Below are 16,264 nucleotides of genomic sequence, written 5' to 3'. Positions count from 1 at the left end.
AGGTAAGTTAATTAATTGGGTCTCGGCTGCCCGATGGAGTATGAGCAGACTCGAACAAAGAAGTGCAAAGACCAGCCAGGAGACCGCAGACCCAGGCAACCCACCGACAAGACGAATTCCAAGGAAGGATTCCGATGAATCTGGATTATCTCGCCAATATCAAGCCATCCCGCCGTCAGCTCGATTGGCAGCGCATGGAGATGTATGCCTTCATGCACTTTGGCATGAACACGATGACCGACCGCGAATGGGGCCTGGGCCACGAGGATCCCGCCCTCTTCAACCCGGCGGACCTGGACTGCGACCAGTGGATGGAGACCTTTAAAGCCGCTGGTATGACGGGGGTGATCCTCACCTGCAAGCACCATGACGGCTTCTGCCTCTGGCCCAGTGCCTACACCGAGCACAGCGTGGCCAGCTCTCCCTGGAAGGGAGGCAAGGGCGATGTGGTCCGCGAGGTCTCCCAGGCTGCCCGCCGTCACGGCCTCAAGTTCGGTGTCTACCTGTCCCCCTGGGATAGGACCGAGGCCGCTTACGGGCAGGGCAAGGCCTATGACGACTACTATGTCAACCAGCTGATAGAACTCCTTACCCACTACGGACCCATCTTCAGTGTTTGGATGGACGGAGCCAATGGCGAGGGGCCCAACGGCAAGACCCAGGCCTATGACTGGCAACGTTACTTCAACGTGATCAGGGCCCTTCAACCGGAGGCGGTCATCAGTATCTGCGGACCTGATGTCCGCTGGTGTGGCAACGAGGCCGGTAAGGCACGTGAGAACGAGTGGAGTGTGGTTCCAGCCCCGCTCCGCCATGCAGAGTGGAAGATGGGCAAGGGGGAAGTGGACCAACTCGCCAGCCCCGATTGGTCCATGCGCTCTGAAGATGAGGACTTGGGCAGCCGCAAGGTTCTTGAGCAGTACGGCGGTCCTCTGGTCTGGTATCCGGCCGAGGTCGACACCTCCATCCGGCCTGGCTGGTTCCACCATGCCAGTGAGGACGATAAGGTGCGCACGGCTGACGAACTTTTCGACATCTGGTCCACCACTGTCGGCGGGAACGCCAATCTCCTGCTCAACGTGCCGCCGAACGCCCAGGGGAAGATCAGCCAGCCCGACGTGGATTCCCTGACCGGTCTGGGCCGCAGGATCCGGGAATTCTGGCAGGGGGCCGTCACCGAGGGTGTCAATGTGTCCGTCTCCTCCAATGCCTGCGGGAGCGACCCACAGGCCCTCCTGTCCACCGATGTGGGCTCCGGCTGGTGGTTGGCAGATGCGGATGATGAGCATCCCACCGTTACCATTGATTTCGACCGCCCCCGACAGGTGGATGGGCTCGTCCTTCGCGAGCACATCGAGGTCGGCCAGCGGGTGGAGCAGGTCGTCATCAGTGCCGAACTTGACGGTGAACTCCGCCAGGTGGCAGAAGTAGGGGCCGTTGGGTATCAGCACTTCGCACAGGTCGGTCCGCTGACCACCAGCCACCTGGAGGTCAGTGTGACCAGGTCACGTGGTCCCGTGGCCCTGGACACCTGCCTGATCCGCGAGGGAAGCGGGCGATGAGCTAGCTGGTGTCGGCGGTTGGAGGATTTACGTCTCCCTGGACTAGGTGGAGCGTTGTTGGATCGCCGACTGCCGGGGGCAGGACCGCCGAGGATATTCGGGAGAACAGCCAGGGCAAGCCAACCGAACGCTACTGGATTATCCGCTAGGCAAGTGGAGCAGGGGCCGGGATTATAGGCTTCCGGCTGCCTGCCCCGCTGAGGACCGTCATGGCAACCGGGTCCCAACGTACGGGCGTATGTGAAACGTCTTGTGCTCGACTAATAAATCAATTGAATTGATAAAATAGATCGGGTATAGCTGAGGATCCCGCCTGTCAGGCGGCTACTCCTTCATCCGACAGATAACTGACTCGCTCGGGTTCGTCCGTTTCGGCCCCAGCGTGACGGTCTATCTTAAGGCCTCCTTCGTCGAAAGCCAGAAGGCCACGGAGAAGGTGATGACAGGGCTCTCAACCGTCAGGAAAGCCGCTCATTCATGGGATTGGGCGGTAATGGTGCTGGTGGGAGAGGGCCAGGTTGAGACTCACCCCTGACAGGGTGAGGGAGACTTGCAATCTCCAAATAAATCATTTAAATTGATTAAATCGGTCCTACCGAAGGATAAGAAGTCGAAGATGCCATATTCCAAGGTAGGGCCGTACAAGTGCAAAGGAGCAAGATGGGCAAGAAAATGAAGAAGTCGCTGGGTCTGACGGCTTTGGCGGTAGTTGTGTCGCTCTGTTTGTCCGCCTGTGGTGGGTCGTCCTCTTCCGCGGGGGGGGGGTGACTCCATAAAAGTCATCTATCAGAAGACTGATCAGTTCACTCAGTTTGATACACAGGTAAAAAAGGCGAAGAAGATATTCGAAAAGGAGCACCCGGGCAAGAAGGTCGACCTGCAGCCTATTTCGGCGCAGGAATCCGATTACAAGACCAAGCTCTCCCTGTCACAGCGGTCGCCTGCGACCGCACCGGATGTCCTCTACCAGGATTCTGACAGTCTGCAGGCCGATGCCGATGCCGGCTACCTCTACAACATCAAGCCCTTCGTGGACAAGTGGGAGGACTGGAACAAGTACTACATCGAGAGCGCCAAGAAGATCGGCACAGGCCGTGACGGTGTCTACGGGGTCCCCGCCGACACTGACACCAGGGTCATCTGGTACAACAAGCACGTCTTCGAAAAGGCGGGTATTCCTATCCCCTGGCAGCCGCACACCTGGCAGGACCTGCTGGACACAGCGGCTACGATCAAGGCCAAGGTGCCGGGTGTGGTCCCCATGAACATGTTCGCCGGGACGGCCATCGGCGAGGGGACATCCATGCAGAGCTTCTATCAATTGCTCTACGGAACCAAGCAGGGAAACAAGGCCCTGATGGACGTCAAGACGGGGAAGTGGACCATCGGTTCCCAGGGGTTCAAGGATTCGCTGAACTTCCTCAAGACCATATATGACAAGGGCTATGCCCCCACTCCGGCCCAGGCGCAGGATGTGAATATCGGCGGGACGATCAGTATGGATTGGCTTCCCAATGACAAGATCGGCTTTACCTTGGACGGCAGCTGGCTGCCCTCCACATGGATTAAAGGCGGGTCCAAGGAGTGGCCGGACTACGAAAAGACTTTGGGGGCTGCCCTCTTCCCTAGCCAGACCGGTGCGAAACCAGAATACGTCACCTCTTCCGGCGGGTGGACCCTGGCTGTTGGCGGCAAGTCCAAGAACCCGGAGCTGGCTTTCGAGTTCATCAAGCTCCTAGGCAACAGGGAGTTTTCATTGGAGAAGGACATCAAGGAGTCCAAGATCGCGGTCAGGTCCGACGTGGCCAAGGATCCCAAGTATCTGGCCACCAACGCCTTCACCGAGATCACTACCAAGGCTCTGGATTACACCCATGTCCGCCCCAGCGTGAGCGAGTACCCCAAGGTTTCGGCTGAAATCCAGAAGGCTACTGAGCAGGTGGTGACCGGTGGAATGTCGGTAGACGAGGCCGCCAAGGCCTACGACCAAGCGGTGACAGGCATCGTCGGCCAGGACAAGGTTGCCACCAGGGAATAGGACCTGGTGATCGGTCGGGCGCGGCCTGCTTCCTGGCTCTGCGCCCGACCTCCCGTCCTGGAAAGGAAATGCCATAATGCATACTGCAAAACGGTACTGGACGGTCCTGCCCGCCATAGTTCTCATGGCCGTCTTCATGCTCGGTCCCATCATCTGGGCCTTCTACGGGTCACTGACCAATGTCTCCCTGAGTGGGCCCACCGCCACAGCGCCCGCCTTCGTCGGCATGAAGAATTATTCACACCTCTTCACCGATCCAAGTTTCCCCAGATCCGTATGGCTGACTGTGATTTTCGTCGTGGTCAGCGCCATAATCGCTCAAAACTTTCTGGGCTTGGCCCTGGCGGTTCTCCTACAGAGAGCCAACAAAATCGCCGGCAAGTTCGTCTCCACAGCCGTCGTGGCCGCCTGGGTCATGCCCGAGATGGTTGCCGGGTTCGCCTGCTACGCTTTCTTCTCAAAAGAGGGCACCCTCAATCAGATCCTCTCCCTTTTTGGGGTGCATGGGTCGGAATGGCTCTACCTCTTTCCTATGTTCGCGGTCATTTTGGCCAACATCTGGAGGGGTACGGCCTTTTCCATGATGAACTACCAGGCCGCCATCGGTGAGGTGGATCGGTCCCTGACCGAGGCCGCCGTGGTCGACGGTGCCAACGCCTGGCAGGTCTTCATCCATATCACCGTTCCCGTTATCAAGCAGACCATAGTCACCAACCTCATGCTGATCACCCTGCAGACCATGTCTGCCTTCACTCTGATCTTCGTCATGACATCCGGCGGGCCCGGAGACAAGAGCACCACACTGCCAGTCTTCGCCTACAAGGTGGCCTTCAAATTCGGAGACATCGGCTACGGGTGCGCCATCGCCGTGGTCATGCTCTTCATCGGTGCGATTTTCGGCATCGTCTATGTCAACGCTCTCAAGGACGAGAAAGGGGTAACCAATGAGTGAGGCAATCAGACAACCGGTTACAGGCCGACGCCCGGCCCGGACGGTCGGGCACAGGGGGAGGCTGAACACCCCCACCTCGCCCACCAGGCATGGCCTGTCCGCCTGTCTGTCCTACATAGCCATGGGAGTCGTCTTCGTGGCCTTCATCCTCCCCCTCCTCTGGCTCTTCTTCGCCGCCTTCGACGGGGAAGCCACCTTCCAGACCAAGATTCCCCGGCATTGGACTCTGAAGAACTTTGCGGCCATCATGACCAAGGACCAGACCTTCCTTCCCCTGTGGAACAGCTTCCTGATCTCGGCCGTGGTGACGGTGATCGTCCTGGCCTGCGCCGTTCTGTGCGCTTACCCCCTTTCCCGATACCGGTCCAAGTTCAACAAACCCTTCCTCTACACCATCCTCTTCGGCACCTGCCTGCCGATCACCTGCCTGATGGTCCCGGTCTACTCCCTCTTCGTCATGCTTCACCTCCTGGATTCAATGACGGGGACCATACTCTTCCTGGCGGCATCCTCGCTCCCCATGGCCATCTGGATGACCAAAAACTTCATGGACTCGGTCCCGGTCGAGTTGGAGGAGGCCGCCTGGGTGGATGGGGCCAGCATGCTTAAGTCCCTGCGACTGGTGGTGGTTCCGCTGATGAAGCCGGGGCTGGCGGCCGTCAGCATCTTCATACTGATGGGGACCTGGGGGAACTTCTTCGTCCCCTACATGCTCCTCTTGTCGCCCAGCAAGCAGCCGGCCTCAGTGACCATATACTCCTTCTTCGGCCAGCATGGGATGATCATCTACGGCCAGTTGGCCGCCTTTTCCCTGATCTATTCCCTCCCAGTGGTGATCATGTATGTCATCGCCAACCGCTTCCTGGGGACATACTCCCTGGCCGGCGGTGTGAAGGGATGAAAAGACGGTTGCGCGGCGAGGACCAGCGCCAGTAGCGTGCCCCTCACGGCGGAATCCGTGAGGGCAGGGTGTCGTCATCGGTCGGCCGGGTAACCTCGTAGGGGAGGGGCATGATGGGAAGTCATCCTCCCAGCCGTCTAACCGCAAGGAAGTAGACAAATTCACAACCACCAGGGAAAGATTTGTGATGATGGCAGAAAAAGGTGTGCGGAATGCGGCGCAGGCGGTGGCAACCGACAAAGAAGTAAACTAAACTAACTTTTGCACAGGTTGCAAAAGACAATGTACGTGCGGGGTCTTCTGGGACCCGCCAACGAGGAGGTTGAACATTGGGATTCACGCGTGAGGAAAAGGTCTTGTGGAGGCTGGACAGGCTTCTGGGCCAGCACCTGCAGAACGCCCTGTACCGTCACACCTGTCCTGTTTCAATCGAGTCCTGGGACGTCGCCGGCGAACCCGTCGACTTCCAGACGGCCAAGCAGGCCGAATACCGGCCTATGTCGGTCGGGGACCCGTGGGGAACGGCCTGGGACACCTGGTGGCTTCACGTGACCGGCCAGGTGCCGGCTGAGTGGGCCAACGAGGCGGATACCCGCCCCGAGCTGGTCGTCGATCTGGGCAGGGTCGGACTAGGTCCCGGCTTCCAGGCCGAAGGCCTGGTCCGTCGCCCAGACGGGACCGTAATCAAGGCCGTGGAGCCCTTCAACGGGTGGGTGCCGGTGCCCGAACCAGGCCAGCCCTGCGAGTTCTACATTGAGGCTGCATCTAACCCCCAGATCTCCAACGGTGGGTCCTTCCACCCGACCGAGCTGGGCAACGAGGGTGTGGGCAAGGAGCAGGGCATCTACCGTCTTCAGCGGCTGGAGCTGGGCCTGCTTGACCTCCAGGTCTGGAACCTGATCCAAGAACTCAAGGTCCTCGAGGGTCTCCTGCACGAGGTGGACCCCACTCGCACTCGTTACGCTAACATCCTGGATGCTATCGAGGCTGCACTCAACAGCATCGACCCCAATGATGTGGCAGGCACCGCCCGCCGTGCCCGCCAGTGCCTGGTGGATGTGCTCAGTGCACCCGCCACCAAGGGTCACACCGTCTATGCCGTAGGCCACGCGCACATCGACTCCGCCTGGCTCTGGCCCCTCAGAGAGACCCCGCGCAAGGTGGCCAGGACCTTCAGCAATGCGGTCGAGCTGGCCGATGAGTACCCAGACTTCATCTTTGCTGCCTCCTCGGCCCAGCAGTACCAGTGGCTCAAGGACAGCGAGCCCGATGTCTACGAGGGTGTCAGGCGCAAGATTCGCTCCGGCCAGTTCGTCCCCGTCGGGGGGATGTGGGTTGAGAGCGATGCCAACCTGCCAGGTGGCGAGTCACTGGTTCGCCAATTCCTCCAGGGCGGCCGCTTCTTCCAGGAGGAGTTCGGCGTCACCTCGCACGTCGCATGGCTGCCGGACAGTTTCGGCTATTCGGGTGCATTCCCGCAGATTGCCCGCCTGGCTGGCATGGACTACTTCCTGACCCAGAAGATTTCCTGGAACGACACAGACACTTTCCCCTTCCACTCCTTCATGTGGCAGGGGATCGACGGGACGGAGATATTCACCCATTTCCCGCCGGCAGACAAGTACAACTCCGATGCCTCCCCAGCCGATGTAGCTCGCTCCGAGAAGAACTTCACCGAGAAGGGGAAGGGGGCTTCCAGCCTGCTCCTCTACGGCTGGGGTGACGGCGGTGGCGGGCCCACCCGTGAGATGGTGGCGGCGACCGAGCTCCAGGAGAATCTGGAGGGTGGCCCCCGCGTTCTGATGACCTCACCGGAGACCTTCTTCCGCCAGGCCAAGGAAGAGATGAAAGACCCGCCTCGTTGGGTGGGTGAACTCTACCTGGAGCTCCACCGTGGTACGGCCACCTCACAGGCGGCGACCAAGAGCGGGAACAAGCGTAGCGAGTCCCTTCTGCGGCAGGCCGAATGGTGGGCCAGCCAGGCCGCCATCCTCTGCGGGACCCCTTACCCCTACGAGGAGCTGCAGGAGATCTGGCGTAAGGTCCTCCTCTACCAGTTCCACGACATCCTTCCCGGATCGGCCATCGCCTGGGTTTATGCCGAGGTGCAGCGCTCCGACAGGAAGATTTGGGCCCAGCTGGAGGAGATCATCGACAGGTCCCTCAAGGCGCTTGCCGGCAGCGGCCCGGTCCAGCTGGAGGCCAACGCAGGGCCCCTGAGCCAGGAGGGTGTCCGCGCCGGTGCCGTGGCCGCACCCGACAGTACCGCCAGTGGTCAGGCACGCAGGGAGGGCGACGATACGGTTCTCGAAAACGACCGTGTCTCCTTCCGTATCGATGCCAGCGGTCATGTGGTCTCGGCCGTCGACAGGGCCTCCGGCCGTGAGGTAATCGACCCTGCTGCCCCGGCCAACGTCCTCCGCCTCTTCGTCGACGCTCCCGCCCACTGGGATGCCTGGGATATCGACAAGACCTACCAGGACATGGAACTGCCTGGTGCCCAGGTCGAGGGGACTGCTCTGACCGACCAGGGGACCGTGACCGTCTCTGGGACCATCGGCCAGTCAACCTTCAGCCAGGAGCTCAGCTTGGATGATGACACCGATGCCCTGGTGATCCGCACACACGTGGATTGGAAGGAAAGCGATAGGTTGCTCAAGCTCTCCTTCCCGACCAACCTCTACACCAAGGAGTCTGTCAACGAGATCCAGTTCGGTCATCTGACCAGGCCGGTCACCGAGAACACCTCCTGGGAACAGGCCAGGTTCGAGGCCGCGGCCCAGCGGTGGGTTCACATCCAGGAGGGCGATTTCGGCGTCAGCCTGGCCAACTGCACCAACTATGGCCATGACATCCACCAGTTTGTCCTGCCGGATGGCAGGCCGGGCACACGCATCCAGATCTCCCTCCTGCGCGCCCCCCACTTCCCGGACCCCCGTGCCGACCTTGGAGAGCACGACTTCACAGTGGCCCTGGGTGTGGGTACCGACATCAGGCGGGCCATCCGGATGGGCTACAGGCTCAACGTCCCGGTCCGGCGGTTGACAGGCGCCCACCCGGTAGACCCCCTGGTCGAAGTGGACGGGCAGGATGTGCTGATCGAGAGCGTCAAGCTGGCCGAGGACAGGTCGGGCGATTTGGTCGTCCGTCTTTATGAATCCGCCGGTGCACGTTCCCGTGCTCGGCTGACCGCTGGCTTTGATTGGTCCAGTGTCGACGAAGTGGGCCTCATGGAGGTTCCCTGCGATGCTGTCCAGCCGGCCATACGGTCCAAGGGTGAGGACGGGATCGACCTTGAGCTCCATCCCTTCCAGATTGTGACCCTGCGGTTCCACAGGTCCTGAATCGAGTGAAAGGTGCCGTCCAGCAACCTGCCGGACGGCACCTTTCGCAATCCGCCTGTCAAATCGCCGAACGGTCTCTCCCGGACATCCCCGGGGCCGGGCCGGGTGTTAGATCGTGGTCCAATATGGCGCTGGCAGCTCCAATGGCGGCGATGTCGCCCCCCAAGGTGGTCGACAGGACCTTGAAGTTATGGACCTGCCTGAGGACGGACCGCCGCCTGAGAACTTGGGCCACTCTATCCAGGTAGATGTCTTTCAGGAGGTGCCAGTAGGGACCCCCGAAGACCACTGTGTCCATATCCCACAGGTCGGTCAGGATTGTCACAGCCCTGCCGATTCGCCCTGCCGATTCCAGGAGGAGGTCTCGGCAGACCTCATCGCCTCCGTGGGCCCGTTGGCAGAGCGACTTGAAGGCCTCATCCAAGAAGGGGAGGTCAGCGGAATCGTTGAAGGCCCGCGGGTCCTGCACGTGGGTAGGAGCGGGGAAGAGGCCCTCCTTCTCAGCCTGTTTGACCAGGGAGCGTGGATCGCAGGTGACGGCTACGCACCCCCTTTGTCCACACCAGCAGGCAGGGCCCGAGGTGTCGACGACGATGTGTCCCATCTCTCCCACGTTGCCTGTTCTACCTTGGTAGACATGGCCATGCCTGACCGTCCCGAAAGCGATGCCCAGGCCCATGTACATGAATAGGAAGTCCTGGCCGGTTTCCTCTCCCCTGCCCGCCCAGGTCTGGCCATGGCAGGCGGCAGTCACGTCTTTCTCCATGAAGACGGGTAGACCCGTGCTCAATTCCAGGTCGTGGGCCAGTCGGACGTTGCGCCAGCCGGAGAGGTTGGGTGGGTCGAGCACGGTCCCCCGCCTTGCATCGACTGGGCCGGGGATGGCTATGCCGATTCCCCCCATCCTCTTTCCAGGGATACCGTTGCGTCCGAGCAGGAGAGAGACCGTCGAGGCCAGTGCTGCTATGGCCTGGGCAGAGTCGTCAGGCAGGTCGGGCAGGTCTCTGTCGATGATATGGCCGGCCAGATTGATCAGAATGACGGTGGTCTTGGCCGGTTCCAGATGGATTCCCACGGCATAGCGGCCATCGGGATTCAATCTGATTGCCGTGCGGGGCTTCCCCCTGCCCACCGTCACCGTTCCCTCCTCTTGGACCAGTCCACTGTCAATCAACTTGCGGACCATGTTGGTCACCGTCTGGCTGGTCAGGCCGGTCAGGTGGGACACCTCCACCCGACTGATCTGTCCGGCTTTTCGGATGGTGTCGAGAACCACACTGCGGTTGTAATCGCCGACGGCGGGAAGGTTGGTCCCTTGCAGGAAGGGGGATTCTGACTGTTTGGAAAGGGACATTCTTGCCTCATTGATCGATGGTTTCCGCATCCCTGGTCCGAGCAAGTGCGGATGGATGGCCCTTTCGGCATCGGGGAGGGTTTCTTGTATGTCATTGATTTTATTGGCATGAAGCGACGTGGATGAGTAAGCAGGGCGGGCGTACCGGGCCAGAACCGTGTTAGGAAGGTAGGAGCTGATGGCCCCGGCCCAACCGAATCGACTGATGAAGTCCTCCCCGTTTTACGCAGTGGCTGGTCTTTGTCTTGTCATCTGCAGATGGCGAAGTGGCGGCCGACGTTGATTCCCCCTACGCGGCTTGGAAGAATCATCTCTGCGAGGGAGGGAGCTCCGATGAAAAAACAGCCGGCTCAATACGCACCACAGGATGTACAGAGCGTCACAGGCCCACGTTGGCATTCATCCGTTCGCAAGCATTGGATATTGCCATGAAACATACTGTCGATCCTTCCGACCAGGGCGAGCCCTTCCCCATCCATGCATCCGGTCTGTGCAGGCAGGTGTCGCCCAGGAAGGGGGAGACCATCACCCTCCTGGATAATGTGGAGTTCACCGCCTCTTGGAGAGTCATGACCGGAATCGTAGGGCCATCGGGTAGCGGCAAATCAACCTTGCTCTACTGTCTGGCGGGTCTCGAACCAGTCAATTCCGGCAAGGTTGAGGTCCTGGGTCAATGCATTTCTGCCATGGGGCCTGCAGCGTCGGCACGGTTCCGGCGTGCGCACCTGGGCTTTGTTTTCCAGTCTTATAATTTGGTGCCTTCGATGAGTGTGGAGGACAACCTCAAACTGCCCTTCATCCTGCGTAAGACCCGCTGGCCGGAGGATCAGGCGGCCAAGCTGCTCACCAGACTCGGCATCAGAGGGCTGTTCAAAGCCAACGTGACCCTCCTGTCAGGGGGCGAACAGCAGCGTGTGGCCCTGGCCCGTGCGCTGATTTCGGATCCCGAAATCATCTTCGCTGATGAGCCTACGGGCGCCCTTGATCAGGGGACCGGAGATGCGGTCGTCAATGAGCTCGTTGCCTTCGCCAATCGGCCGGGCCACGCAGTAATCATGGTCACCCACAGTCCGGAAGTCGCTTCCCGCTGCAACACACTGGTGCATCTCCGTGACGGTCGCATATCAACAGACGACAAGGTTCCCATGCTGAAAGCGAGCATCTGATGCGACTTCTACTACGAGATTTCAAAGATGCCCCCTTGGCTTGGTCTGGCATCATGCTCGTGCTGATTGCTACACAGACCATGGTCGGTCTGCTTGCCATGATGCTCTCTTCAGCCAGGGACCTGGGCGATCTCCCCGGCATGACCGAGCAAAGCCGCACCGCCTACCAAAATTTGATGATCCCCTTCGTAGCTCTCCTCATTGCCGCAGTATTGATCGTTCTGCAAGTTGTTTCATCAGTGATCAACCAGCGACGGCGCAACCTCGCCCTCCTGGCCTTGCAAGGCGCCACACCCTGGCAGCTGACCTCGCTGACCTGTTTGCGCGTGTTCATCTTGGCGCTCGCGGCCAGCTTGGTCTCGCTGGTGGTTTCTTTTCCGCTGGTCCGCCCCCTCTATGCCTGGGAGACTTCGCAGTTCCTGATTGGCAAGCAGCCTTTCATCGCTAGCTACCAGCTGGCTTCCTGGGCAGCAGGAACTACGTGTGGAGTATTGGCGACCATGATCGGCACGCTGCTGACCATCCGAACCATCAGCAGGATCAGTCCCGTGGAATCACTGCGGGCCGCAATCAGCCCTCCAAAAGCAGCGGGTCCGGTTCGTCGTATCGCCGCTATTTTGTGTTTGTTGGCAGCATCGACAGTCATGCTGACGCCGATTATGCAAGCGCGGACCATCCCTGATGAGCAACTGGTCCGTTTGCACACTGCGGCACCCATCCTGCCCATCGCCATGGGCAGCACTTTCGGCTTCGTGCTCATGCTGGCCGCAATTTGCCTGGCAGGTCCTTCCCTGCTGGGCACGGTCACCAGCGGTTGGACCAGGCTCATCGTTCTCCGCAAGCCCTCGTGGCTGGTTGCTTGCCGGCAAGCCGGTACCCGCATGCGCAGCCTCAGCTCCACGGTCATACCGCTGGTTGTGGGGGTTTCATTGCTGATGATGACCGATTCCTTCTACCAGACCAGCGCCGATTCCAGTCGTCTGCTGCCTCCCAACCTGGATGTCAGCAGCTCTGATTTCTCCATGCTCATTACCCTTCTGGGCCCCGCACTGGTCGTCACGCTGGCTGGAGTATGCGCCGGATACCTGGTCTCAGCCCATGGTCGAAGCCTGGATCTGTCCCTCATCTCGATCGCTGGCGCGGATCCGAACCAACTTGAAATCATGTCCGCTCTCGAAGGACTCATCATGGCAACCACCGCCGTACTGATATCCCTCACCTCCAGCCTTCTGCCAGTCTTTGCCTATGCAGTCGGATTCCATAAGGTCTTCGGGGCTGCCAGCATCGGCATACCTTGGGCTCATTGGGCGCTGGTCTACCTGCTTCTGTCTTCTGCGGCATCGTTGGCTTCGTGGGCCACGGTGCGCAAATCAGCAGGTCGTTCCCCTGCCGGTGTGATAGCACAGTACACTGGCGAATGAACCTGGGATCCTCGTCATGGCAGCGTGAGGGGGCGCGATGAAGGGCATGGCAACCAACCTATTTGAGCTGTTGAGCAATCAAAGCTTGACCAGATTCGTCATGCCTCTGCTGAGCCTGATTTATACGCTTCTCTATGTCAGTGCCCCCATGTTTCCTCCAGTCTGGGCCGGGAACATTCCTTTGCCCGTTTGGAAGACGGCCATCGGCCTGATCGGACTCCTGTCTTCCTGCCTGCTGTACTGGAGCAGACAATTTCCCCTGCTCATCACGACCATGGAGACCCTGGTATATGTTGGCCTGTCATTTGCCGCCTCGGACGATAGCTTCCTGATACCCCTGGTAGGCGCTCTCTATTTCTGCGTCTGTTTATCGTCAGCACCCAGGATTGCGGCAGGCGTGGGTGAGGCAGTCGCGGCCGTCAGTCTGGTCACCGTCAGCATGCATGCCGGGCACGTGCTCTTTCTGGAATGGTCGGCCCGGATGGCTGTCATCATGGCGGTCGCGGCCGTTGCCGTAGCTGTCAGGTCCTACCGGATTCGACGCGAGATGCAGCAGCGTGAGGAGCAGGAGCGCATCCGCTCTGAGATGCTTGTCAGGCAAAGGGATCAGGCTGTATCACGTGCCCAGGTGGCAGGGGAGTTGCACGACAGTGTGGGCCATGACCTCACCACGATCATTGCCCTGTCCCAGGGATTCGCAGATTCGGCTGAGGTCAAAGAGCTGCAAGAAGTGCTTAAGGACATTAATCAGGTTGCCAGGGATGGATTGGCCGACACTCGGCAAGCCGTCCGTACCCTTGTCCAGGAGCATGAAGCGCTGCCTAAAGAGCCCGATGATGATGGGCGCAGCTATGGTTCCAGGCTGCACACGCTCGACGAGCTCGATACCGTGATCGCCCATGCCCGCGCGGCTGGTTTGGCTGTCGTGTCTACTAAAACAGGTCATCAGCGGCACAATCCCAGACAGGATAACCTCTGCTTCATCATCAGCAGGGAGGCAATCACCAACACGCTCCGGCACGCCTCAGACCCGAGCACCATCGTCATCTCCCGCGACTATGAGCAGGACGGCACCCTCCGCATCACCATCCACGACGATGGGCATGGGAATAAGCATGTGCCAGCCTTGGGCGATCAGCAACCGGCTATTCATGATCATCAAGGAGTGGGTCTCAAACAGATTGGCGAGCAATGCCGACTGATGGGAGGGAGTCTGAGTTGCGGACCGGGCAAGAATGGAGGATGGACTGTAGAAGCCATCCTGCCTTGCGCCGGCGAGAAAGAGGGCAATGCCCATGATTGACCTGATGCTGGTCGATGACCTTGCGCTCCTCCGCAAGGGGTTGGTACGCATGATTGAGGCCGACCACGATTTACAGGTTGTCAGACAAGCCTCCAACGGTCAGGAGGCAGTGACCATACTTCGAGAGATGAAAGCAGCCGCCCAGCCGTTGCCTCGGGTGATCCTGATGGACGTTCGCATGCCGGTGATGGACGGCATCAGTGCCACTGCGGTCATTGCCAAGGAGTTCCCCGACATTCGCACGCTGATCCTGACCACCTATGACGAAGACGATTATGCCTTCACCGGTCTCCACGCAGGCGCCTACGGCTTTCTGCTCAAGGACGTATCCACCAGAGACCTGCATCGAGCCATTCACGCAGTGGCCGATGGTGACGCAGTGCTCACCCCCCGCATTACAGCGGAGCTTATCAACCGCGACAGAGCCTATGCTCGGCATAAGGTCAGTGATCCGCAGGCCAGGCAGCAGCTGGATAAGTTGACCCCCAGGGAGTACGAGATAGCCGGGCTCATCGCTCAAGGGCTATCCAATCAGGAAATAGCCCAGCGCCTCACTCTCGAAATTACCTCTGTCCGGCGTTACGTAAGTCGCATACTCGACAAGACCGGCCTGCGAGACCGTACACAAATCGTCATCACATGGTTTCAGGCCGGAATGTCTGACTGACGATTCATGACCAGCTGTTCCGGACACTGGGAGGAGAAAAGCAGAAAGAACGATGGATCCCCAGTTCCGTTGGATGCTGTTTATGTAAGCTGAAGCACAAAGCACAAAGCACAAAGGGGCGGCCAAGTACTCGACAGAGGAGGGGAACTATGGGAATCCGTCTGGTGAGGATGGATCACCCGGGGGCGGTAAATGCCGAAGCGATCTGGGAATATCTGCAGTCCTGTCGTGCTCGGCCTGAGGATGAAGCGGCCGGGCTCGGCCCCCTGGAGGACTGCCACAGCCTGGATGAGGTTCGTCAATCAGGCCTGCCGGAGGTGGCTCGTCAGGCGCGCGGCGATGATCTGCCGTCGGGATTTGTGCCCGCCCTGCAGTTCGCAGCCATGGATCCCAGCGGCAAACTGGTGGGGATGATTCAGTTGAGGCTGCAGCTTACAGAGGCGCTTCTACGCTCGGGCGGCAACATCGGCTATTCAGTTCGCCCTGATTGTCGTCGGCGGGGTTATGCCGGGCTGATGCTGGATGATTGCCTGCGACGGGCGGCCGCTCTTGGCATGAGCCGTGTCCTGATCACCTGCTCCCCGTCGAATCTGGCCAGCCGCCGGACCATCCTCTCGCGTGGCGGGCAACTGGAGAATGTGCTCCTCAGCAGCTTTGGTCAGCCAGTAGAACGATATTGGATTGATTTGCATGCCGAAGCGAGCCGACCAAAGAACGCGTCCGCGTGAACCAGTGTGAAAGAGACCAATAGATTCCTCGTGTCGTAGCGCGTCTGTGGGGTTCTTCTGAGAGAATGGCATGTATGGTCTGGCTGATTGTCCTGGTATGGGTGCTGGTGGTGGTGGCATTCGTTGTATTTGTCATGCGCTTGGCGCTTGGCGAGTCCCAGGACCGTGCCTTCTCCCAGTCTCTCGATGAGCGTGTGCGCCGGGCTGCACGCCGTCAGCAGGAGCGAGAGAATAAGCTGCCGCGGATAGCAGGCGGGCATCTGTCGTTCTCCCCTGGCTCGGGCGAGGACGTATCAACAGCTGAAGACGGTGAACATCCCTATCCGGTCTATGTCAATTCCTCCTCTGTGGTAGAGGTTCGGGGTCTGCTAGCCTCCGATTCCACGGACGAGATAAATCTGCCCCCGCCACCGAGCAGCGATTCCACATCGTCGGTCAGCCCGAGACAAAAGAAGAATGCTGTACCGTCGGTCTCTGCGACCTCTGGGCCTCCAGCTCCCAGGAACTCCGCCCCACGATCATCCAGCCCCGAGCCTTCGCGTCCACAGCGGAGGGAGCCTCAGACCACCACCTCCGACGTCATGCCTGCAGTCAAGAGCGGTTCGCAGACGGAAAAGAGCCACCCAGGCGGAAAGTGACCGCTGGCGATAACCGTCCGTGTCCCTTTTCGCCCTTAGGCTGGTACCTATGACAACACAGCAGCTCCTTATTCTTATCGCGGTGTTGATCGTCCTGGTGCTGGCGGTGGTCGGCATCCTGGTGGCGGTCCGCAAACGCCGGTCCCAGGGGGATTCCGCGCGCTCTGGCAGGGCGGAAGAGCCTGGTGAC

12 protein-coding genes are annotated in these 16,264 nt (G+C 59.9%); 11 read left to right on the top strand and 1 reads right to left on the bottom strand.

Annotated elements, in window-relative coordinates; genetic code table 11:
• Nucleotides 1–134: 134 nt before the first annotated feature.
• The 5 genes from H3V09_RS06315 to H3V09_RS06295 all read left to right on the top strand — a co-directional run bounded on the left by H3V09_RS06315 (nucleotide 135) and on the right by H3V09_RS06295 (nucleotide 8,797).
• The gene (locus H3V09_RS06315; RefSeq protein WP_198191235.1) at nucleotides 135–1,562 is read left to right on the top strand and encodes an alpha-L-fucosidase; all 1,428 of its coding nucleotides are present in this window, start codon (nucleotides 135–137) and stop codon (nucleotides 1,560–1,562) included.
• A 733-nt stretch (nucleotides 1,563–2,295) separates the two neighbouring features.
• Complete coding sequence (locus H3V09_RS06310) at nucleotides 2,296–3,600, top strand: extracellular solute-binding protein (protein WP_198199044.1); 1,305 nt, start codon at nucleotides 2,296–2,298, stop codon at nucleotides 3,598–3,600.
• 76 nt (nucleotides 3,601–3,676) lie between these two features.
• A complete protein-coding gene (locus H3V09_RS06305; protein WP_110425917.1) occupies nucleotides 3,677–4,552 on the top strand; it encodes a carbohydrate ABC transporter permease in 876 nt (291 codons plus the stop codon).
• Nucleotides 4,545–5,453, top strand: a complete 909-nt coding sequence (locus H3V09_RS06300) for a carbohydrate ABC transporter permease (RefSeq protein WP_198191237.1) — start codon at nucleotides 4,545–4,547, stop codon at nucleotides 5,451–5,453. Before H3V09_RS06305 ends, H3V09_RS06300 begins: the two co-directional genes overlap by 8 nt.
• 329 nt (nucleotides 5,454–5,782) lie before the next feature.
• Nucleotides 5,783–8,797 (top strand): alpha-mannosidase, encoded by a 3,015-nt coding sequence (locus tag H3V09_RS06295; RefSeq protein ID WP_198191238.1) that lies wholly within the window; start codon nucleotides 5,783–5,785, stop codon nucleotides 8,795–8,797.
• Nucleotides 8,798–8,855: 58 nt separating this feature from the next.
• Here H3V09_RS06295 and H3V09_RS06290 read toward each other — a convergent pair whose 3' ends face one another.
• Entirely contained in the window at nucleotides 8,856–10,151 is a 1,296-nt protein-coding gene (locus H3V09_RS06290; RefSeq protein WP_198191239.1) for an ROK family transcriptional regulator, read from the bottom strand.
• Between the two features lie 428 nt (nucleotides 10,152–10,579).
• Here H3V09_RS06290 and H3V09_RS06285 point away from each other — a divergent pair, with 428 nt between their 5' ends.
• The 6 genes from H3V09_RS06285 (at nucleotide 10,580) to H3V09_RS06260 (ending at nucleotide 16,074) form a co-directional block, all read left to right on the top strand.
• Nucleotides 10,580–11,317 (top strand): ABC transporter ATP-binding protein, encoded by a 738-nt coding sequence (locus tag H3V09_RS06285; protein ID WP_198191240.1) that lies wholly within the window; start codon nucleotides 10,580–10,582, stop codon nucleotides 11,315–11,317.
• A gap of 53 nt (nucleotides 11,318–11,370) precedes the next feature.
• Nucleotides 11,371–12,738: an FtsX-like permease family protein gene (locus H3V09_RS06280; RefSeq protein ID WP_198191241.1), complete on the top strand. Its 1,368-nt coding sequence runs from the start codon at nucleotides 11,371–11,373 to the stop codon at nucleotides 12,736–12,738.
• A 46-nt stretch (nucleotides 12,739–12,784) separates the two neighbouring features.
• Nucleotides 12,785–14,041, top strand: a complete 1,257-nt coding sequence (locus tag H3V09_RS06275; RefSeq protein WP_198191242.1) for a sensor histidine kinase — start codon at nucleotides 12,785–12,787, stop codon at nucleotides 14,039–14,041.
• Nucleotides 14,034–14,708: a response regulator gene (locus H3V09_RS06270; RefSeq protein WP_198191434.1), complete on the top strand. Its 675-nt coding sequence runs from the start codon at nucleotides 14,034–14,036 to the stop codon at nucleotides 14,706–14,708. The genes H3V09_RS06275 and H3V09_RS06270 overlap by 8 nt, the downstream gene beginning before the upstream one ends.
• 149 nt (nucleotides 14,709–14,857) lie before the next feature.
• Nucleotides 14,858–15,436, top strand: a complete 579-nt coding sequence (locus H3V09_RS06265; protein WP_198191243.1) for a GNAT family N-acetyltransferase — start codon at nucleotides 14,858–14,860, stop codon at nucleotides 15,434–15,436.
• 74 nt (nucleotides 15,437–15,510) lie between these two features.
• The gene (locus H3V09_RS06260; RefSeq protein ID WP_198191244.1) at nucleotides 15,511–16,074 is read left to right on the top strand and encodes a hypothetical protein; all 564 of its coding nucleotides are present in this window, start codon (nucleotides 15,511–15,513) and stop codon (nucleotides 16,072–16,074) included.
• Nucleotides 16,075–16,264 lie beyond the last annotated feature (190 nt).

It is taken from the genome of Bifidobacterium sp. M0399 (genome assembly GCF_016100595.1).
GTDB lineage: Bacteria > Actinomycetota > Actinomycetes > Actinomycetales > Bifidobacteriaceae > Bombiscardovia > Bombiscardovia polysaccharolytica.
Note: the sequence above shows the minus strand (reverse complement) of the source record. Positions and strands in the feature narration are given on the sequence as shown.